Source organism: Streptococcus infantarius subsp. infantarius ATCC BAA-102, from assembly GCF_000154985.1.
GTDB lineage: Bacteria > Bacillota > Bacilli > Lactobacillales > Streptococcaceae > Streptococcus > Streptococcus infantarius.
The window spans coordinates 82,459-102,100 of sequence record NZ_DS572682.1 but is presented as its reverse complement, the minus strand read 5'-3'; the positions used below and the strand labels follow the sequence as shown (position 1 = coordinate 102,100).

General features: G+C 37.2%; 19 protein-coding genes. 3 read left to right on the top strand and 16 right to left on the bottom strand.

Features of this window, described 5'->3' with window-relative positions:
* Positions 1–30: 30 nt before the first annotated feature.
* The 3 genes from hpf to STRINF_RS01170 form a co-directional block, all read right to left on the bottom strand.
* On the bottom strand, positions 31–579 hold the full coding sequence (gene hpf / locus STRINF_RS01180) for a ribosome hibernation-promoting factor, HPF/YfiA family (protein ID WP_006531184.1): 549 nt from the start codon (positions 577–579) through the stop codon (positions 31–33).
* 76 nt (positions 580–655) lie between these two features.
* On the bottom strand, positions 656–1,318 hold the full coding sequence (locus STRINF_RS01175; RefSeq protein WP_006531183.1) for a ComF family protein: 663 nt from the start codon (positions 1,316–1,318) through the stop codon (positions 656–658).
* Positions 1,318–2,616: a DEAD/DEAH box helicase gene (locus STRINF_RS01170; protein WP_006531182.1), complete on the bottom strand. Its 1,299-nt coding sequence runs from the start codon at positions 2,614–2,616 to the stop codon at positions 1,318–1,320. The genes STRINF_RS01175 and STRINF_RS01170 overlap by 1 nt, the downstream gene beginning before the upstream one ends.
* Before the next feature lie 54 nt (positions 2,617–2,670).
* Here STRINF_RS01170 and STRINF_RS01165 point away from each other — a divergent pair, with 54 nt between their 5' ends.
* Positions 2,671–3,297 carry a YigZ family protein gene (locus STRINF_RS01165; RefSeq protein ID WP_006531181.1) on the top strand — a complete coding sequence of 209 codons (627 nt, stop codon included), beginning with the start codon at positions 2,671–2,673 and terminating at the stop codon, positions 3,295–3,297.
* 99 nt (positions 3,298–3,396) lie between these two features.
* Entirely contained in the window at positions 3,397–4,326 is a 930-nt protein-coding gene (gene cysK, locus STRINF_RS01160) for a cysteine synthase A (RefSeq protein ID WP_006531180.1), read from the top strand.
* A 100-nt stretch (positions 4,327–4,426) separates the two neighbouring features.
* On the opposite strand, the gene STRINF_RS01155 is transcribed toward cysK, so the two are convergent.
* From STRINF_RS01155 to STRINF_RS01095, 13 genes are all read right to left on the bottom strand, one after another.
* Positions 4,427–4,783 (bottom strand): S1 RNA-binding domain-containing protein, encoded by a 357-nt coding sequence (locus STRINF_RS01155; protein WP_006531179.1) that lies wholly within the window; start codon positions 4,781–4,783, stop codon positions 4,427–4,429.
* Positions 4,783–6,183, bottom strand: a complete 1,401-nt coding sequence (locus STRINF_RS01150; RefSeq protein WP_081442254.1) for a Cof-type HAD-IIB family hydrolase — start codon at positions 6,181–6,183, stop codon at positions 4,783–4,785. Before STRINF_RS01150 ends, STRINF_RS01155 begins: the two co-directional genes overlap by 1 nt.
* A gap of 123 nt (positions 6,184–6,306) precedes the next feature.
* A complete protein-coding gene (locus STRINF_RS01145; protein ID WP_006531177.1) occupies positions 6,307–6,951 on the bottom strand; it encodes a response regulator transcription factor in 645 nt (214 codons plus the stop codon).
* Positions 6,935–7,960, bottom strand: coding sequence for an envelope stress sensor histidine kinase LiaS (locus STRINF_RS01140; protein ID WP_006531176.1), 1,026 nt, complete (start codon positions 7,958–7,960; stop codon positions 6,935–6,937). Before STRINF_RS01140 ends, STRINF_RS01145 begins: the two co-directional genes overlap by 17 nt.
* Positions 7,957–8,652 carry a cell wall-active antibiotics response protein LiaF gene (gene liaF / locus STRINF_RS01135; protein ID WP_006531175.1) on the bottom strand — a complete coding sequence of 232 codons (696 nt, stop codon included), beginning with the start codon at positions 8,650–8,652 and terminating at the stop codon, positions 7,957–7,959. The genes STRINF_RS01140 and liaF overlap by 4 nt, the downstream gene beginning before the upstream one ends.
* Before the next feature lie 97 nt (positions 8,653–8,749).
* Entirely contained in the window at positions 8,750–10,639 is a 1,890-nt protein-coding gene (gene pknB, locus STRINF_RS01130; RefSeq protein WP_006531174.1) for a Stk1 family PASTA domain-containing Ser/Thr kinase, read from the bottom strand.
* On the bottom strand, positions 10,639–11,376 hold the full coding sequence (locus tag STRINF_RS01125; RefSeq protein WP_043878264.1) for a Stp1/IreP family PP2C-type Ser/Thr phosphatase: 738 nt from the start codon (positions 11,374–11,376) through the stop codon (positions 10,639–10,641). The genes pknB and STRINF_RS01125 overlap by 1 nt, the downstream gene beginning before the upstream one ends.
* 37 nt (positions 11,377–11,413) lie before the next feature.
* Positions 11,414–12,736, bottom strand: a complete 1,323-nt coding sequence (rsmB, locus tag STRINF_RS01120) for a 16S rRNA (cytosine(967)-C(5))-methyltransferase RsmB (RefSeq protein WP_006531172.1) — start codon at positions 12,734–12,736, stop codon at positions 11,414–11,416.
* Positions 12,726–13,661, bottom strand: a complete 936-nt coding sequence (gene fmt / locus STRINF_RS01115; RefSeq protein WP_006531171.1) for a methionyl-tRNA formyltransferase — start codon at positions 13,659–13,661, stop codon at positions 12,726–12,728. The genes rsmB and fmt overlap by 11 nt, the downstream gene beginning before the upstream one ends.
* A 61-nt stretch (positions 13,662–13,722) precedes the next feature.
* Entirely contained in the window at positions 13,723–16,113 is a 2,391-nt protein-coding gene (locus tag STRINF_RS01110) for a primosomal protein N' (RefSeq protein ID WP_006531170.1), read from the bottom strand.
* A gap of 134 nt (positions 16,114–16,247) precedes the next feature.
* A complete protein-coding gene (rpoZ, locus tag STRINF_RS01105) occupies positions 16,248–16,562 on the bottom strand; it encodes a DNA-directed RNA polymerase subunit omega (protein ID WP_014334364.1) in 315 nt (104 codons plus the stop codon).
* Between the two features lie 24 nt (positions 16,563–16,586).
* Positions 16,587–17,204: a guanylate kinase gene (gmk, locus tag STRINF_RS01100; RefSeq protein ID WP_006531168.1), complete on the bottom strand. Its 618-nt coding sequence runs from the start codon at positions 17,202–17,204 to the stop codon at positions 16,587–16,589.
* A gap of 159 nt (positions 17,205–17,363) precedes the next feature.
* Positions 17,364–18,971, bottom strand: a complete 1,608-nt coding sequence (locus STRINF_RS01095) for a ribonuclease Y (RefSeq protein ID WP_006531167.1) — start codon at positions 18,969–18,971, stop codon at positions 17,364–17,366.
* A gap of 149 nt (positions 18,972–19,120) precedes the next feature.
* On the opposite strand from STRINF_RS01095, the gene STRINF_RS01090 reads away from it, so the two are divergent.
* Positions 19,121–19,606: an S-ribosylhomocysteine lyase gene (locus STRINF_RS01090; RefSeq protein WP_043878263.1), complete on the top strand. Its 486-nt coding sequence runs from the start codon at positions 19,121–19,123 to the stop codon at positions 19,604–19,606.
* Positions 19,607–19,642: the final 36 nt, after the last annotated feature.

Genomic DNA, 19,642 nt, shown 5'->3' with positions numbered 1-19,642 from the left:
GCTAATTTTTTTAGCAGATTTTTCTACGGGTTATTTGGCTTCGATTAAACCAAGTTCACCATCTTCACGACGATAAAGAATGTTTGTTACACCATCTTCAGCATCTGTGTAGATAAAGAAATCATGTCCCAAAAGGTCCATTTGAAGAAGCGCTTCGTCAAGATCCATCGGTTTCAAGCTAACGTGTTTTGTACGAACGACGTTTACTGCTGGTCCTTCGTCTACAGGTTCAGCTTCAAACTCACTTGTGAAAATTTGGCTAGCTGGAACTTTTTCACGATGTTTTTTAGCAATTTTAGTCTTATTTTTACGAATTTGACGTTCAATCTTGTCAGTTACCAAATCGATTGATCCATACATATCTTGTGAAACGTCTTCAGCTCTAAGAGTGATTGAATTAACCAAAATTGTTACTTCAACTTTTGCAGTTTTTTCACGGTAGACTTTTAGATTAACACGAGCATCTAATTCTTGTTCAGCATTGAAGTATTTTTCAATTTTTCCGAGTTTAGATTCGACATAGTTACGGATAGCATCTGTTACTTCTATGTTTTCTCCACGAACACTATATTTAATCATAAAAACACCTCTTTCTCGCTATAAAGCGCTTTCTTTACTCTTTTATTATACTGCTTTCATGAAAATTTGCAAGCATTTACCGTACAATTGTTAAACTTTTTACAATCTTTGCTCCTTTTTCAAAAAATAAGTGACAAATTCCTTTTAAAGTTGCTCCCGTTGTGTAAATATCATCAAGAATTAATACTTTATCTGGTATCTGAATATCTGATTTAATCCTAAAAGGACAATCACTTGTCAGTCTTTCTTTTCTACTTTTTTCAGATTGCTTTTTAATATCTTTCTTCTCTAAAATATCATGATAGGGAATTTTGGCAGCATTTAGAATGGCTGTAACTTGATTGAATTGTCTTTCTTTCATCCTTTCTTTGCTTAAGGGTACTGGAATAATAGTATAGCCTTTATAATTCTTCAAAACTTGTTTGACTTCTTTTGCAAAAACATGGCTTAGCATAGCATCTCCTTGAAATTTGTACTTTGAAAAATACTCTTTCGTGGCTTCATTGTAAGTATACAGTGCTTGGTGCGAAACTTTATGATTTTCTTTTGCCCACTTCTTGCAATCATCACACTGCTCTTTACTGCCTTTTCGGTAGCACGTTGGACAGTGGTCATCACCAATTTTTTCAAAGTTTTCCTGACACTCTTTGCAAATCAAGTAACGGCTTTTGCGCATTGTAATAATTCCTAGAAAAGTTTCCTTCTCAGAAAATTCTTGTCCGCAAAGCAAACATATCATTAAAAACCTCCTTTATGATTCATTTCTTTTATTTCAGAAATAGCTTTTTTCATAGCTTTTGTTACGCCATCATGCAAGAACAATAGCTCTCCTGTCGGTCTCTCGGCTGCTCGTCCAACTCGACCAGAAATCTGAACAAGTGCACTTTTGCTGTACAATTTATGATTTGCAAGTAGAACAAAAACATCGACACAAGGAAAGGTTACCCCACGTTCTAGAATGGTTGTCGTCACTAGTATGGTTAATTTTCCTTGTCTAAATTCTTCTACCAATTCCAAACGATTTTCAGTTTTACTTGATACAAATCCTATCCTTTCATCTGGAAAAGTGGTTTGAAAGATACTTGTAAATTCTCTACCTTGTTCAATATTTGGGAAAAATATGAGAAGTGGAAACTGGCTTTGCCTTTGTTTTTTTAAAAGAGAGATTAGTTTAGGAGGAAATTTTTTCTTTTTCATTGAAATTAGCACTTTGCTTAACCAAACCATTTTGGGGACTACCAAAGGATTGGCATGAAAACGTCTTGCCAAATGCAGCTTTGTCAACTCTCCTTTTTTCACCTTTTTATCAAGTTCATCAGTCGAAGTCGCTGTTAAAAAGAGTTTAACGCCATCATCTTTTAGCGATTGATTGACAGCGTAATAAAGCATTTTATTATCAACAAAGGGAAAGGCATCAACTTCGTCGATGATTAATAAATCAAAAGCTCGGTAAAATTTTAAAAGCTGATGGGTCGTTGCAATTACCAACTGAGAGCGTTTATACAGCTCAGAATTACCATGTAAAAGTGTAATTGGACAAGAAAAATCTCTTGATAATCGTTTATAAAGTTCTAAACAAACATCAATCCGTGGACTCGCTAAGCAGACACTTCCACCATTATCAATAACTTTAGCTAGAGATTGATAAATCATTTCAGTTTTACCAGCACCAGTCACAGCGTGAATCAATAAATCTTGTTTTTCTGTAATACCTGCAAGCATGCCTTTAGAAACTTCATCTTGATAAGAAGTTAGTTTTCCTTGCCAATTTAACGACTGAGTCTTTGTAAAAGGCTTCTGAGGGAAATAATAAAGATTAGAATCACTAGTATTTCGCCTAAAAACTAAACACTCTCTACAATAAATGCGACCAGTTTGCAACATTTGATTTGCTGCCATTACACTTCCACAGCGATTACAAATCATTTGACCTTTTTCCTTTTTAACCGAAGGAAGGACTTTTGCTTCCTTTTTCAAGTCATCTGTTAATTGACTTTCTGTAAAAATTCTTCCATAGTAATCATTCAACTCTGTCATACCTATTTATTCGAAAATTTTGCTAAATCCCAAAAAATCTTGTAAAATTTTGATATGAACTATAAAACAATTAAAAACGATGGTATTTGCGAGGAAGAGATTAAAAAATCACGCTTTATTTGCCAATTAAAACGCGTTGAAACTGAAGAAGAAGGACGAGAATTTATTGCTCAAATTAAAAAAGAACACTACAAAGCAACTCATTCTTGTTCAGCGATGATTATTGGAGAAAATGCTGAAATTAAGCGTTCTAGTGATGATGGTGAACCAAGCGGGACAGCTGGCGTTCCCATGCTAACTGTTTTAGAAAAACAAGGCTTAACAAACGTTGTTGCTGTTGTCACACGTTATTTCGGTGGTATTAAACTTGGCGCTGGTGGCTTAATTCGTGCTTACGCTGGCAGCGTTGCTAATGCTCTTAAAGAGATTGGTATCGTAGAAGTTAAGGAACAAGACGGGCTAAAACTCACCCTTTCTTACCCACAATACCAAATATTCTCCAACTTCTTACAAGCTGAAAATCTTCAAGAATTTGACACCGAATTTCTAGAAAATGTAACGACTCACATCTACCTTAATCCTGAAAATGTCCAAGAGGTCAGTGACCGTCTTGTTGAATTTTATCAAGGTAAGGTTTCTTTTGAAAAATCTGGTTCAAAAATTGTCGAAGTTGCCTTGTGATAAGATTTCCCTATCACCATGATAAGAATTATATATTTTACAAACAGTCAATTTGAGCATATACTTGACCTATAAATTTTAATTCAAGGAGAATCATTTATGGCAAAAATTTATAACTCAATTACTGAATTAATTGGAAACACTCCTATCATCAAACTTAACAACATTGTTCCTGAAGATGCTGCTGATGTTTACGTCAAAATTGAATCATTTAACCCAGGCTCATCTGTTAAAGACCGCATTGCTCTTCGTATGATTGAAGATGCTGAAAAAGCAGGTACAATCAAACCTGGTGATACAATTGTTGAACCTACATCAGGTAATACTGGTATTGGTCTTGCTTGGGTTGGTGCAGCTAAAGGATACAAAGTCATTATTGTAATGCCTGAAACAATGAGCCTTGAACGTCGTAAAATTATCCAAGCTTATGGTGCTGAACTTGTTTTGACACCAGGAAGCGAAGGAATGAAAGGTGCTATCGCTAAAGCCAAAGAAGTCGCTGCAGAGAAAAATGGATGGGTACCACTTCAATTTGCTAATCCATCTAACCCAGCTGTTCATGAAGCAACAACAGGAGCTGAAATCATTGAAGCTTTCGGTCCAAAAGGCCTTGACGCTTTCGTAGCTGGTGTTGGTACTGGAGGAACTGTTTCTGGTGTTTCTCACGCTCTTAAAAAAGCAAACCCAGACATCAAAGTCTATGCAGTTGAAGCTGATGAATCTGCTGTTCTTTCTGGTGAAAAACCTGGTCCACACAAAATTCAAGGAATTTCAGCTGGCTTTATCCCAGATACCCTTGATACTAAATCTTATGATGATGTCATTCGCGTCACATCAGACGATGCTATTGTAACAAGCCGTAACCTTGGTGGAAAAGAAGGATTCCTTGCTGGTATCTCTTCTGGCGCAGCCATCTTTGCAGCTATTGAAAAAGCCAAAGAACTTGGTAAAGGTAAAAAAGTCTTAGCCCTTCTTCCTGACAACGGCGAACGTTACCTTTCAACTTCTCTTTACGACTTTGGTGAATAAATCTATCTAAAATCAAACAAGGCTAGAGTTCTGCTCTAACCTTGTTTTCTTATAATTATGATATAAAAAATGCTGAGCACTTCGTCTCAGCATTTTTTATTTAATCTTTTGTTAGCCATTCTAGGCTTTCTTTTGTCCATTTTGGCAGATTATCTGCTAATGGTTGAAAACCAATATTTAAATGACTATTTGAAAAACGATGGCGTCTGTGAAGATGATGTTTTTCCTCTTCAAGAGTACGCAAAGAAAGGCTAGCTTTTTGCGTAAATTCATCAAAATCAATCACTTGTACCAAGACTTTCTCACCAACTTTAAGCAGTTGGTAAATATTTTCAATATAGCCTGTTTTAATTTCTGAGATATGAATAAGGCCTGTAGTCCCATTATCCAATGCGACAAAGGCACCATAAGGTTTTATACCTGTTATTGTTCCAGTAATTTTGTCGCCAATTCTCATTAATCTACTACCTCAATTGTTTCAATAACTACATCTTCAACTGGTCGGTCCTGTGCGCCAGTTTCAACGTTTGCAATTTCATCAAGAACTTTGTATGATTCTTCGTCCATGATTTGTCCAAAGACTGTGTGACGACGGTCAAGGTGAGGTGTTCCACCTTTAGCAGCATAAAGTTCTGCGATTGGTTTTGGCCAACCTCCACGTTCTAGTTCTTTTTGAGCGTATGGAATTTTGCTATTTTGAACGATAAAGAACTGGCTTCCGTTTGTATTTGGACCAGCATTTGCCATTGAAAGAGCTCCACGAACATTGTAAAGTTCTTCTGAGAATTCATCTTCAAAGCTATCGCCATAGATAGATTGTCCCCCCATACCAGTACCAGTTGGGTCACCACCTTGAATCATGAATTCAGGAATGATACGGTGGAAGATGATACCGTCATAGTAGCCATCTTTTGACAAAGCAACAAAGTTTGCTACTGTTTTTGGTGCATGATCAGGGAAAAGTTTGATTTTCATGTCACCATGATTTGTTTTAATTATCGCAACTGGACCTTCAACTGTTGATAAATCAACTTGTGGGAAATTTAATTGTTTTTCTACCAAACCGAGTGCCTCCAAAGCATATAAAATGCCATCTTCTTCTACTGTTTTTGTTACAAAGTCTGCTTTTTCTTTGAGTTCAGGTACTGCATTCCCCATGGCAATTTTCAAGCCAACATAATCAAAGATTTCCATATCATTTGGTCCATCGCCAAACATCATGGCATTGAGTGGTTTTAAGTTTTGACTTTCTAAAACGTGGGCAACCCCTGAAGCTTTAGAAACGCCAACCTTAACAACATCAGATGAGTGTTCATGCCAAGGTACCAAACGAATCTCACTAGCTAAGTCTTCTGGCAATTGCAAGTCAGCATTATTTTCAGCAAATGTCCACATTTGATAAACGTCATTTGTTAAATAAAAATCTGACTCAACATCACAAATACCATAAATAGGTTTCATAGCATCATCAATTAAGTCACAGCGTTTTGACACGACTGGTTTATCCTTACCAGTAAAGCCGTACTCAATGCCTTCTGACTTAGCCCAGTTGACGTATTTTTCAACTAAATCACGTGGAAGAGGATCACTAACAATCTCTGCTTCTTTTTTGTCAACAACATATGTTCCATTGATTGTGACAAAATAATCAGGGCTTAAATCACGGATTTCAGGAACAATACCATAGAGAGCGCGTCCCGTAGCAATCCCTGTCATAATTCCTTTTTCTTTCAAGCTTTTAAAAACATACTTGATTGATTCTGGCATATAACCTGTGACTTTGACACGTAAGGTATCATCAATATCAAAGAAAACAATCTTCGTTTTTTTAGCCTTGTATTTTGTTTTTACATCCATCTGTATCATTATGGGAAAGGAAATGGTCACTAAAATCTCATTTTCCATAAAAGTCCTTAGACTTTTGTCCCTTTTTCCTTTCTAACTTTGAAATCAAAGAAAAGCTATGTTTTTATTATAACATTAATCCTCATCTTGCGGTACTAAATGATGCTTAAAGGCATAGACAACTGCTTGTGTGCGGTCATCTACTTCTAGCTTAGCTAAGATGTTTGACACGTGGGTTTTAACTGTTTTTAGTGAAATAAACAATTCATCAGCAATGGTCTGATTGTCATAACCTTTAGCAAGAAGTCTTAAAATATCTCGTTCACGCGCTGTCAAATCTTCATGCAATTCTGGTTTCTGATCGTGGGCTTTGATTTTCTTATCAACTTCTGTTTCGATTGCTAGTTCACCACGCGCTACTTTCTGAATGGCGTTAAGAATTTCAGCGGCACTAGATGTTTTTAACATATAACCTTTAGCACCTGCTTCAATAACTGGGTAGATTTTTTCATTATCAAGATAAGATGTCAGAACAAGGATTTTAGCTTCTTTCCACTCTTTTAAGAGTTTTAAGGTCGCTTCAACGCCACTCATTTCAGGCATTACCAAATCCATTACTACCACATCTGGTTTTAACTCTAAAGCAAGTTTTATCCCTTCAATGCCATTGCCTGCTTCGCCAACAACTTCAACGTCAGGTTGCAAGTTAAAAAAACTTTTCAAACCAAGACGTACCATTTCGTGGTCATCAACTAGGATAACTCTAATTTTCTGGGTCATCTTCTTTCTCCTTGTTTTCTCCCTTAACCAACGGCAAACGAATATCCATTGATACTCCTTTTCCTTTTTGGCTCAATAATGTCATTGTCCCAGCCATGTCATCAACACGTTCTTCAATATTATTCAAGCCATAACTTAAATCATGACGTTCATCCATATCAAAACCGACACCATTATCAACCATTTTTAATTGCAATTCTGTCTCTGTCTGATTAAGGTAAACTTCCAAACGTGTCGCTTTAGCATGTTTGAGTGTGTTACTAATAAACTCTTGAGCAATACGAAAAACATTATCCTCAATCTTTTTAGGTAGTTTTCCAATATTTTTCTTATAAATAACTTCTATACTACTCTTATCTGTTAATTCTTTCAAGAGGATATCAAAACCTTCTGAAAGGGTTTTATTTTCTAATTCAGTAGGTCGTAAATGTAGGAGTAAAATACGCAAGTCTTTTTGAGCATTTTGCAGCATGCTTTCAACAGCAGTCAACTGGAATTTTAGTTGCTCTCTTTCAATCTGATCAAGATTAGCAGATACCCCTGAAAGAATCATTGAAGAAGCAAAAAGTTCTTGGCTAACCGTATCATGTAAATCACGTGCGATGCGTTTACGCTCTTGTTCTACGATTTCTTGTCCATTTTGAATACGACTATTCTCAGTATTTTGAAGACTATTTGTTAAGTGTGTCATCTTTTTAGACAAACGTGACAAATTCGTGTTGATTTCTGTATCTTCATCAAGAGATACCTCTTGATTATTCAAAATACGACGGAGATTTTGGTTAATACTTCGTTTGCTATTATCATCCAAAATAACCCAAAGTAGTAATAACAAAATAGTAACAGCTAAGATAAGAAAGACAATTGAAAAAACAAAACGTTCTCCCATCCAAAAATCTGTTATCAAACTTTTCAAATGTAACTCTAAACTATCTAGGACAATAACAACGATAGAAATGATGATAATACTTGCATAAAGAATCAAAAGTAAAAAATGATGTTTTTTCATTTACGCACCACCTCAACATCTCCTGCTAAAACATTAACAATCACCTTAACAGCTTTCAAACATTCTTCATCTTTAGGATACCATAATTTCAAAGATTCATTACGCAAATCATATTCTTCAAAATCAAAATAACGAACACTGCCATAAATTGCACTAACATTCAATTTAACCGCAACATCAATAGGAACTAAAATCTTCGTTGGACCGAAAACTTTACGAATAATCACAACATTATCCTTACCCGTTACGATGACACTGCTTAAATCAATAGTATCACTTCCTGTTAAACGAACTATGTTGATGTCATCAAAAGCATAAAAATCACTGTCATGCATATCCGCCCCAATCCATTGATTACGAATTGGTTTTACTTTCAAGTCTTCCTCACGAAAACGAACCAAAGCAAAGCGATTTTTTTTCTTGACTTGTGAAAAGCGGTTAATAACTACATAAACAACACCAAGTACAACTGCCATGATAATGTAAGGATTTAACATTAAAATCAAAAATAAAAGAACCAATCCTACTGTTAACAATAAATTATTGCGCTTGTCTTGATTATAAAAACGTAATGCCAAAAGAATTAAAACTAAAATTAAGATAAAACTCGATAAATTGTTGGCCATAATTGTCATTAAGCCCATGACTAATAAAATAGTTTCGACAATGACAAAAAATTGAACTTTCCTCATATCATACCCTTTCTTTTTCTGTATTTTACCAAAAAGAAGCGGAAATTGCTCGATTTTGACTAAAAAAGAACACCTATTTAGGTGTTCTTATAATATCTTATTGTTCAACTGATGATGAGTCGGTTTGTGAACTTTCTTCAGTGCTGCTACTGCTGCTACTTGAAGAACTTGACTCACTAGTTTCACTTGTCTCAGATGACTCAGGAACAGATTGAGATGGTGCGACTTCTGAAGACTGAGATTCACTTCCAGCTGAGAAGAAAAGTTTCACATTTCCTTCAATAGCTGCACCGAAATAAGGATATTGTTCCACAACAACTGCAGAAGCAGATGGTGTTTTGACTTGAGAGTATCCAGTTGATGAAGTAGCATCAGCTTGGAATACTGTAATATGTGAGCTTGATAAGCCAAGTGCAGTCAATTCAGCAATTGCATCTTGATAAGTATAACCAATTAAGTTCGGCATCACATAAGCTGCAACCTTGAAAGTAATCTTATCTTCACTAACTACTTTTGTACCTTTTTCAGGTGTTTGACTAATGATAGTACCACCGTCATAGTTAGTACCTGTTATCCATTCAACATCAATCTTATCACTTGAAATACCGTGCTTATCTTTGAGTTCTTTGATAACTTCCTGATAGTTTTGACCAGTATAATCTTTCATCTTGAAGCCTGAAGTTCCTTTTGATACATAAATATCAACTTTGGCACCTTCTTTCTTAGATGTGCCAGCTTTCGGATTAGTCTCAATAACCTGACCACTTGGAACAGTGTCACTATAAATTTTCCTGGTCTTTCCAACTTTAAGCCCTGCTGATGTAAGACTTGTCTTAGCAGCTTGTAAACTTGTTCCAGCTACATTTGGAACGTTGACTGAAGCTGGTGTGCTTAGCGTCAAGTAAGTAAAGATAGCAATTGCAACTACTACGACCGCAAAGAAAATTTTCACTAAAGTACCAAACATACGATGTGATTTTTTCTTCTTCGTTTTCGCTTTTGCAATTTTATTATCCGCAGCTTCACGATTAACTTTAGCCGCTTTTTGTTTTTTCAACAATTGTTCTTTAGTTGAGGGAACAGGTGTTGAAGTTGTTACTTTTGGAAGTGTCTTCGTATTTTCTGTATCTTCAAAGACAAGTTTGCGTTCACGACTGCGGTTATATGAAAGAGCAGTCATTAAATCACGGCTCATCTCAAAAGTTGAGGCGTAGCGATCACTCAGACGTTTTGCAGTTGCTTTAATGACAACATTTTCCAAAGCTTGTGGAACATTTTTATTTTCATCAATGATTGATGGAAGTGGTTTTTGGAAATGTTGAAGAGCAATTGTAACAGCTGAATCACCATCATATGGGATGTGACCAGTCAACATTTCAAACAACATAATCCCCATAGCGTAGATATCACTTTGAACAGTGGCTTTTGATCCACGCGCTTGTTCAGGTGATAAATAGTGTACACTACCAAGCATTGAGTTTGTCTGTGTTAAACTTGTTTCTGCAAAAGCTACAGCGATACCAAAGTCGGTAACTTTAACCGTTCCGTCTTTGGTTAACAAGATATTTTGTGGTTTCAAATCACGGTGAACAATTCCTTGTTGATGAGCCAAAGTCATCGCAGACAAGACTTCTTCCATGATTCTAACAACTTCATTATTAGAAAGAGGGGCATGGTCTTGAATGTATTTCTTCAAGTCCGAGCCATCAACATATTCCATTACTAAGAATTGCTGTCCGTCTTCTTCTCCAATATCACGAATCGAAACAATATTTGGATGGTTCAGCTCTGCCATGGCACGCGCTTCACGTTGGAAACGAGCAACGGCAATTTGATCTGTTTGATAATTCGTCCGAAGGACCTTGATTGCCACTTCTTCATTATCAAGAATCAAATCTTTGGCAAGATAAACATCTGCCATTCCACCCCGTCCGATAGATTTGAGGATCCGATAACGACCAGCAAATAATTTGCCAATCTGAATCATTAAGCTTCCTCACTTTCGGCGTGGATAAGAGCAATGGTGATATTATCAAGACCTCCACGTTCGTTAGCAAGAGTGACTAACTCATTATTTTTATCGTCAAGATTTTTATCTTGGCTCAAAATGCTAACAATTTCGTCATTGGTAATCATGTTTGTTAAACCATCACTGTTAATGATAAGATAATCGTCTTCTTCAAGAACTTGAACCCCTAAATCAGGTTCAACTGGATTAGCTTGTCCAATAGATTGTGTAATGATATTTTTTTGTGGGTGATTTGCAGCTTCTTCTTCTGTCAATTGACCAGCTTTCACCAATTCGTTAACGAGAGAGTGGTCACTAGTTAGCAATTTATATTCACCATTATGGAGCAATCCAATGCGTGAATCACCAACGTGAGCAAAGATAACATTGTTATCAACAATCGCTAAAGCCTCAACGGTTGTTCCCATACCTTTGTACTCATCAGTTTGACCCAGTTCATAAATTCTTTGATTTTCTGCTTCTAGCGCAGTAATCAGCCAATCACGAATTTGGCTTAATTCAGTAAAATCGGTACTAATCCATTCACGTCCAAGATCAGTGACGGTCATTTCACTAGCAATATTACCAGCACGATGACCTCCCATACCATCTGCTAGGATGACTAAAGTGATACCTTTTTTGTTATCAAATTTATTAATAAAATCCTGATTATTTGAACGTCTTTGTCCGATATCAGTTACAAGTGAAATTTTCATAGTTTTCCTTCTGACTGTGTCAGTTTCCTCCTTGAGATTACAAGATACGTTTAACTTGTCCAATAAAGAACCCGTCTGTCTGATATTGTTCAGGTGTAATAGCAATACAGCCATCTCTTACAATATCTTCTTGCGTATGACTCAGTTTTACCTGTTCGAAATTTGGATGAGTTTCTAAAAATTTATTAATAACTTGGAAGTTTTCCTTATCAAAAATCGTACAAGTGCTATAAGTTATTATACCACCTTTGCGCAATGTTTGACAAACGCTATCAAGAATTTGCAATTGAATTTCCTGTAAAGCCGTGAAATCTTGATTTTCTTTATTGTACTTAATGTCAGGTTTACGGCGGATAAGACCAATTCCTGAACATGGTGCATCAACTAAGATTTTATCAAAAGTATCTGGTGCAAAATGTTCGTGAACTGTTGTGGCATCCATTTTTTGTGTAGAAATTTTATCAGCCACATGTAGTCGTTTGGCATTATCCATTACCAAATCAAGCTTGTGATCGTATAAATCTAATGCTGTGATATGACCACTTGTCAGATAAGAAGCCATATGAGTGGTCTTTCCACCTGGAGCTGCGCAAGCATCTAAGATATTTTCATCACCCTGAATATTAAGCGTTGGGGCCACCAATTGACTAGATTCATCTTGAATCGTGATATCACCTTGGGCAAAATAGTCTGTTCCAGCAAAGTGACCTGATGTTTTAACCAAACCAACTGGAGATAAAGTAGATTGTTCTGCGCCTGTTGCAGCTTTAATCTCAGCCAATTTTTCAGGATTTGTCACTCGAATGCTTGCTTTATTTCGAACAAATAAGCTTTGCATAATGGCTTCTGCACGGTCTTCACCAAATTGGTCAATCAGTTTTTTAACCAACCAGACTGGTAAAGAATAAAGAACTGAGTAACGTTTATTTTTACGTTTAATGCTTTCAGGATTTGGGAGGTCATCTTTAGTCAAACGTCGCAAAACCGCATTGACAAATTTTTCAGCACCTTTTTTATTGCCACGATTTTTAGCAATATTAACCGCGTCATTTACTACAGCATGAGCTGGCATCTTGTCAAGATACAATAATTGATAAAGGCTCAGCATCAAAAGATAATAAACCCAAGGATCCAATTTGTCACGGTCTTCAATATAATGAGCTAAATACCATTCTAGGGTAATCTTTCGTGCCACTGTACCATAGACGATTTCTGTCACTAAAGACTTATCTTTTTGTGACAACTGAGTCTGTTTAAGTTCCTGATTGAGAGCAATATTTGAATACGCTCCTTCTTCAAAGACATTTTCAAGAACGACTAGCGCTAAGCCACGTGCTTGTTTCTTCCAATCATTCGCCAATAAGGTCACCTACTTCAAGTTTACGTCCAACACCATTTAAGAAATCCACAATGCTCATGCGTGGTTTCCCTGCTGGTTGAACTGTTTTAAGAGAAATCGCACCGTCTCCAGTTGCCACAACCAAAGTTTTCTTGCCTTTTTCAATGATTTGACCTGGTTGTCCTTGACCTTCTGCCAAGCTTGCTTCATAGATTTTGAATCGTTTGCCATCAAGAAGTGTGTGAGCAACAGGCCATGGATACAAACCACGGATGTGGTTAAAGACCTCACGCGCTGATTTATTCCAGTCAATGCGTTCTTCTTCTGATGTGATATTTGGTGAGAAAGTTGCTTTGCTTTCATCTTGTAGTTCTGGTTTGATATTGCCAGCAATGTAATCTGGTAATGTTTTCAAAAGTAAATCACGTCCAATAACGGCTAATTTTTCAAACATTGTCCCAACGTTATCTTCGTCAGTAATTGGTGTTGATGCTTTAGCAATCATGTCTCCAGCATCCATTTTCTTAACCATTTCCATGATTGTCACACCTGCTTCTTTGTCACCGTTGATGATAGCGTAGTGAATTGGTGCACCACCACGGTATTTAGGAAGCAGTGAGGCATGCACATTAACTGCAAAATCAACAGAATCAAGCAATTTTGTTGGTAAGAATTGACCAAAAGCAGCTGTTACAATACCATCTGCCCCTAAAGTCATAAGCTTAGCCATTTCATCTGAACCAGACATTTTTTCAGGTTGATAAACTGGCAAATTGTGTGCCAAAGCAACTTCTTTAACAGGTGTCATTTTGATTTCTTTTTTACGACCAACCGCGCGGTCTGGTTGCGTCACAACAGCTAAAACATCGTAGTTGGCATCATCTAGTAAACCTTCTAGAACAGTCGCTGCAAAATCAGGTGTTCCCATAAAAATTAATTTTGTCATTTTTCTTCCTCTCAAAGGATTTTATTACTTAAATTTTTCTTTATTATAGCATAGTGAGAGCCTACATAAAATTTTGTGGCTCATGGTCTATTACCAGTCGCAAATCCTTATTTTCAGGTAATTGAGTCATGTCTAAAATCTGATTCAAGACACTTTCTAAGTGGTCCTCAAAGCGATATTTGATAATGATTTGATAATGATAAAGATTGTGCGTTCTGGCAATCGGCTTAGGCGTTGGACCGAGAATTTTAATTTTGTCAGATAAATGTTGACGCAAAATTTGAAGCAATTCAAAAGACTTACGCACAACAGTCTGCTCATCCTTGTGTGACAAGGTTAAGCCAACCGTAAAATAATATGGTGGGTAAGATAATTGCTTACGAATGCCCATCTCATAAGCGTAAAAAGCTTCATAATCTTGCTTTTGGGCTAACTTGATGGCGTAGTGCTGTGGATTGTAGGTCTGAATCAAGACCTCTCCTTCTTTTTCAGCACGTCCAGCACGCCCTGCAACCTGAGTCAACAGTTGAAAAGTTCGCTCAGAAGATCTAAAATCAGGCAAATTTAGTGATGTATCCGCATTTAAGACACCAACCAAGGTAACATTTGGAAAATCAAGACCCTTAGCAATCATCTGAGTCCCAAGTAGAATATCAGCTTCATGATTCCCAAATTTATCAAGAATTCGCTGATGCGCTCCTTTTTGTCGTGTGGTATCGACATCCATTCGCAAGATGCGAGCTTGCGGGAAAACCTCTGCTAATTCATCATAAGCTTTTTGAGTTCCAGTTCCGTAATATCGGATGCTTCGACTATGACAATTTGGACAAGTGTGCGGAATGGCTTTTTCAAAACCACAGTAATGACAATTCATGGTCTTGGTATCCATATGAAGGGTCAAGGAAATATCACAATTTGGGCACTCATCCACATAGCCACAATCACGACACATGACAAAACTTGAATAGCCGCGACGATTTAGCATAAGCACTACTTGCTCTTTTTTTGCTAATCGATCTGCAATTTTTTCCAGCAGATAAGGCGTGTAATTGCTGACTTCCTGTTGCCCAACGTAATCACGAAAATCAACAATGTCAACTTTTGGAATCTTAGCCAAAGGATTGGCACGGTGAGTCAATTGTAAGAACTGATAAACATTACGGCTAGCACGCGCACGGCTCTCAATGCTTGGCGTTGCAGACCCCATTAACAAAACAGCTTTATGATATTTCGCACGAAGCAAAGCCACATCGCGCGCATGGTAACGCGGATTCGATTCTTGCTTGTAAGTTGCCTCATGCTCTTCATCGATGATAATTGCGCCAATATTTTCCATTGGAACAAAGATAGCAGATCTAGCACCTACGACAACGCGCGCTTGACCTGATTTTATCTTTCGCCATTCGTCAAATTTTTCACCATCAGACAAAGCCGAATGCATAATTGCCACTTGCTTACCAAAACGTGAAATAAAGCGATTAGTCATCTGAGGCGTCAAAGAAATTTCAGGCACCAAAACAATCGCTGTTTTACCAAGTTTCAAGACCTTATCAATAATGTGCAAATACACTTCAGTCTTACCTGAACCAGTCACGCCTTCTAACAAGAAAGGTTTAGACTCCTTGCCAATTTGACTAGTTACCTTTTCAACCACAGCAGCTTGTTCTACATTTAACTCAAGAAAATCTGTCGTTGCAACATCGAAGTATGCGTCCGAACGTTTCTTTTCTTTTTCTAAAATGGTTAGCAGATGATTTTCCACAAAGAATTTGACAACATCACGTGAAAAGAGCTGGTACAGATCTGCCAATTTTCCTGTTTCAGGATGCTCAAGCAAGTAATCACGTAACAACAAACGCTTCTTAGCTCTTGCTGAAATTTCTGCTTGAGCTAACTGGTCAGAATTAACTTGATAGAATTTCTCAGTTTTGATATTTTTCTTATCTTTAGCAAGATAATCAACTGAAATTTTTCCTGCTTGAACCAGTCTAGCAACTTTTTTAGCTTCTTCTTCAGATAAGCTTGAGTGAAGCCTGCTGTCTTTATCGCCAAATAAGGCCAATCGCTCTTCATCAGACAACGTTTCTGTCGGCATCAAGCGTTTATCGTATGTTGAATTGAGCAAATTAGGAATCATTGATTTCAAAATTGAAATCTTATAAGAAAAAATAGTATGACGCATTTGATCTGCTAAAGCAAGCTGTTCTTCATTTAAAACTGGTTCAAAATCCAGTACCTCGCAAATAGCCTTAATCTCACTGCTATCACTGTCTAAGCTTTCAGAAAAGCCGACAACAAAGCCTTGCAAAAGACGATTGCCACGACCAAAAGGAACATACACCCGTGAACCTAACATGACTTGAATTTGCATGTCTTCTGGCACAAGATACGAGAAAGGCTTATCGGTCTGCATTAACGGCACATCAACAATGACCTGAGCGATTTTTGTCATAACTATCCTTTCTAAATAAACTCAAAAAATATCCTAACGAAAAAAAGAATAATCATCGCGATAAGTAAGCTTTTAAAATACTTGTTTACTTTATCACAATGATTTATTACAAGAAAAATCTAAGATAAAATACCTTAGATTTTTTCTCCTTCTTCTTTTTCTTTAGCGATTTGTTCTTTGATTTTACGTTCTTCTTCTTCTTTCGCCAAGCGTTCTGCTTCGATACGAGCATGTACAGCAGCACGTTTTGCTTCTGGATCTGGGTGGATAACAACGTTACCAGATTCAATTTCTTCAAGAGCTTGCAAAGTAGCTTTTACTGATTTGAATTCTTGAGTTGGTTTTGCACCAGCTTCAAGTTCGTGAGCGCGTTTAGCTTGAAGAATGCAAAGTGAGTATTTTGATGGCACTTTATCAAGCAAAGTGTCAATAGAAGGTTTTAACATCATAGCTTTTTTTCTCTCTTCTCTCTTTTAGTCAATGTCTTTAATCATGTCGTTGTAACGTCCAATAACACGATCAACACGAAAATGTTCTGCTTCAATGATACGTTTAACGCGTTCAGCTGCCAAAGGCACTTCGTCATTAACAACAGCATAATCGTATTCGCGCATCAAAGCAATCTCTTCTTTAGCACGTTCGATACGTTGGCGGATAACTTCTTCGCTATCAGTACCACGACCGACCAAACGATCTTTTAATTCGTCCAAATCTGGTGGAGTCAAGAAAATGAAGACACCATCTGGAACTTTTTTCTTAACTTGAAGAGCCCCTTGAACTTCGATTTCAAGGAATACATCGATTCCTTTATCGAGCGTTTCATTAACGTAAGTCAGTGGTGTGCCGTAGTAGTTGCCTACATATTCAGCATATTCCAACATTTGACCATTTTTAATAAGCTCTTCAAATTCTTCACGAGTTCGGAAGAAATAATCAACGCTATCAACTTCTCCTGGACGCTTTTGGCGCGTTGTCATAGAAACAGAATACTCAAATTTATGATCAGGTGTTGAAAAAATTTCTTGGCGAACTGTTCCCTTACCAACCCCAGAAGGTCCTGAGAAAACAATTAACAAACCACGTTCGGTCATGCCACTCTCCTTATTATAGACTACAAGTTAAGACTTGCTTTTTATCAATTAGACTACAGTCTAGTATATCAAAGATAAGGCTATATTTCAAGGGAATTTACAAGCTCCTTCACATTAAAAAGAAGCACATCTAAAACGTACTTCTTCTTGTCTATTTCATTATTTTGCGTAATCGACTGCACGTAGTTCACGAATAACTGTAACTTTAATATTACCAGGGTAATCAAGGTTATTTTCAATTTTTTTACGAACTTTGTGTGCGATGATTGTTACCTCATCATCGGAAATTTTATTTGGTTGCACCATGATACGAATTTCACGTCCAGCTTGCAAGGCATAGCTGTTTTGAACGCCATCGAAGCTCTTGGCAATTTCTTCCAAATCACGTAGACGTTTGATGTAGTTTTCCATAGACTCATTACGAGCACCTGGACGAGCTGAGCTAAGAGCATCGGCTGCTGCCACGATAACAGCAATGACACTTTCAGGTTCTACATCGCCGTGGTGACTTGCAATTGCGTTAACCACGATTGGGTTTTCTTTGTACTTACGAGCAAATTCTGCACCAATCTCAACGTGGCTACCTTCGACTTCACGGTCAATTGCTTTACCCATATCGTGCAAGAAACCTGCACGACGAGCAAGCATTACGTTTTCGCCAAGTTCACTAGCAAGAATACCAGCCATCTTACCAACTTCAACTGAGTGACGAAGAACATTTTGACCATATGACGTTCTAAATTGCAAACGTCCCATAATTTTAATTAAATCAGGATGCAAGTTTACTGCACCGATTTCAAAAGCAGCAGCTTCACCATATTCACGAATGCGGTTATCCATTTCCAAGCGGTTCTTTTCAACCAATTCTTCAATGCGTGCTGGGTGAATTCGACCATCTTGAATCAAAGCTTCCAAGGTCATGCGAGCAATCTCACGACGGATTGGATCAAAGCCTGAAAGAACGACCACTTCAGGAGTGTCATCAATGATGACATCAATCCCTGTTAAGCTTTCAAGAGTACGGATATTACGTCCTTCACGACCAATAATACGACCTTTCATGCTATCATCAGGAAGATGAACGGTTGTAATGGTTTGCTCAGTAACGTATTCACCAGCCATTCGTTGCATGGCTTGAGCGAGAATGTTTTTAGCGAGCTTGTTAGACTTATCGCGAACCTCACGTTCAGCATCTTTAATACGAGTGGCAATTTCATGCGTCAAATTAGTTTCAGTTTCCGTCAAAATAATTTCACGCGCTTCTGCAATCGTCATCAAAGCTACACGTTCAAGTTCCGCTTTTTTCTGTTCTTCGAGTTCTCCGATTTGTTTTTCACGCTCATTAATGTGTCTAGATTTATCGGTTAGACTTTGTTCTTTACTATCCAACACTTTTTCTTTGCTGGTTAGATTTTCATCCTTGCGATCAAGAGAAGACGCTCGTTCTGTCAAACGAGTCTCCATTTGTTTTAACTCTTGTCTTTCAGATTTAAATTCTTTTTCAATCTCTTCTCGATATTTTCTAGCCTCTTCTTTTGCTTCGATCAGTAATTCTTTGCGATGAGCTTTCGTTTCTCGCTCAGCTGATTTTCTAATGTGCTCAGCTTCTAATTCAGCCTTGCCACGTAGATTCACAGCATCCTGTTCTGCATTTAAAAGAGTGAGTTCTGCAGCTTCTTTCGCAGACTTAAGTCTGATGGAAATCAGTGCATAACCAACTATCAAACCAATGAGGGCAAAAACAACCAAGATAATAATATTTGCCATGTTTTTACCTCAATAAAAATTTTAGATTTCATCTATAGAAAGCTACTTTCAAGTTTACCATAAATCGAGTTTTTTCACAATTTAAAATTGTAAAGCGTTTTACTAAAATTTATGATATGATTATTAGAGGAATAAAAAAGGAGTCTATTATGTCTAAAAAAGAAGTAACTGTAGAAAGTTTCGAACTTGACCATACAATTGTTAAAGCACCTTATGTCCGTCTTATTTCTGAGGAAGTTGGTCCTAAAGGTGATGTGATTACAAACTTTGATATTCGTCTCGTTCAACCAAATGAAAATGCTATTCCAACTGCTGGATTGCACACAATCGAACACTTGCTCGCAAAACTTATCCGTGAACGTATCGACGGAATGATTGACTGTTCACCATTTGGCTGCCGTACTGGTTTCCATTTGATTATGTGGGGTAAACACAACACCACTGAAATTGTCAAAGTCATCAAATCAAGTTTAGAAGAAATCGCTACTGGAACATCATGGGATGACGTTCCAGGTACTACTATCGAGTCTTGTGGTAACTACAAAGACCACAGTCTATTTACAGCAAAAGAATGGGCAAAACTTATTCTTAAAGATGGTATCTCAGACGATCCATTTGAACGTCACGTCATCTAATTCTTTTAAGTCAGCTAGCTGCTGGCTTTTTTGATT

Excerpts from the sequence above, each read along its gene's own strand:
- hpf (WP_006531184.1), bottom strand. The coding sequence starts at position 579 with ATGATTAAATATAGTGTTCGTGGAGAAAACATAGAAGTAACAGATGCT.
- liaF (WP_006531175.1), bottom strand. The coding sequence starts at position 8,652 with ATGAGGAAAGTTCAATTTTTTGTCATTGTCGAAACTATTTTATTAGTC.
- STRINF_RS01110 (WP_006531170.1), bottom strand. The coding sequence starts at position 16,113 with ATGACAAAAATCGCTCAGGTCATTGTTGATGTGCCGTTAATGCAGACC.
- STRINF_RS01140 (WP_006531176.1), bottom strand. The coding sequence starts at position 7,960 with ATGAAAAAACATCATTTTTTACTTTTGATTCTTTATGCAAGTATTATC.
- cysK (WP_006531180.1), top strand. The coding sequence starts at position 3,397 with ATGGCAAAAATTTATAACTCAATTACTGAATTAATTGGAAACACTCCT.
- STRINF_RS01145 (WP_006531177.1), bottom strand. The coding sequence starts at position 6,951 with ATGACCCAGAAAATTAGAGTTATCCTAGTTGATGACCACGAAATGGTA.
- STRINF_RS01125 (WP_043878264.1), bottom strand. The coding sequence starts at position 11,376 with ATGAAAATTTCACTTGTAACTGATATCGGACAAAGACGTTCAAATAAT.
- STRINF_RS01095 (WP_006531167.1), bottom strand. The coding sequence starts at position 18,971 with ATGGCAAATATTATTATCTTGGTTGTTTTTGCCCTCATTGGTTTGATA.
- rpoZ (WP_014334364.1), bottom strand. The coding sequence starts at position 16,562 with ATGATGTTAAAACCTTCTATTGACACTTTGCTTGATAAAGTGCCATCA.
- STRINF_RS01090 (WP_043878263.1), top strand. The coding sequence starts at position 19,121 with ATGTCTAAAAAAGAAGTAACTGTAGAAAGTTTCGAACTTGACCATACA.
- fmt (WP_006531171.1), bottom strand. The coding sequence starts at position 13,661 with ATGACAAAATTAATTTTTATGGGAACACCTGATTTTGCAGCGACTGTT.
- pknB (WP_006531174.1), bottom strand. The coding sequence starts at position 10,639 with ATGATTCAGATTGGCAAATTATTTGCTGGTCGTTATCGGATCCTCAAA.
- STRINF_RS01165 (WP_006531181.1), top strand. The coding sequence starts at position 2,671 with ATGAACTATAAAACAATTAAAAACGATGGTATTTGCGAGGAAGAGATT.
- STRINF_RS01175 (WP_006531183.1), bottom strand. The coding sequence starts at position 1,318 with ATGATATGTTTGCTTTGCGGACAAGAATTTTCTGAGAAGGAAACTTTT.
- STRINF_RS01170 (WP_006531182.1), bottom strand. The coding sequence starts at position 2,616 with ATGACAGAGTTGAATGATTACTATGGAAGAATTTTTACAGAAAGTCAA.
- STRINF_RS01155 (WP_006531179.1), bottom strand. The coding sequence starts at position 4,783 with ATGAGAATTGGCGACAAAATTACTGGAACAATAACAGGTATAAAACCT.
- gmk (WP_006531168.1), bottom strand. The coding sequence starts at position 17,204 with ATGACCGAACGTGGTTTGTTAATTGTTTTCTCAGGACCTTCTGGGGTT.
- STRINF_RS01150 (WP_081442254.1), bottom strand. The coding sequence starts at position 6,183 with ATGGATGTAAAAACAAAATACAAGGCTAAAAAAACGAAGATTGTTTTC.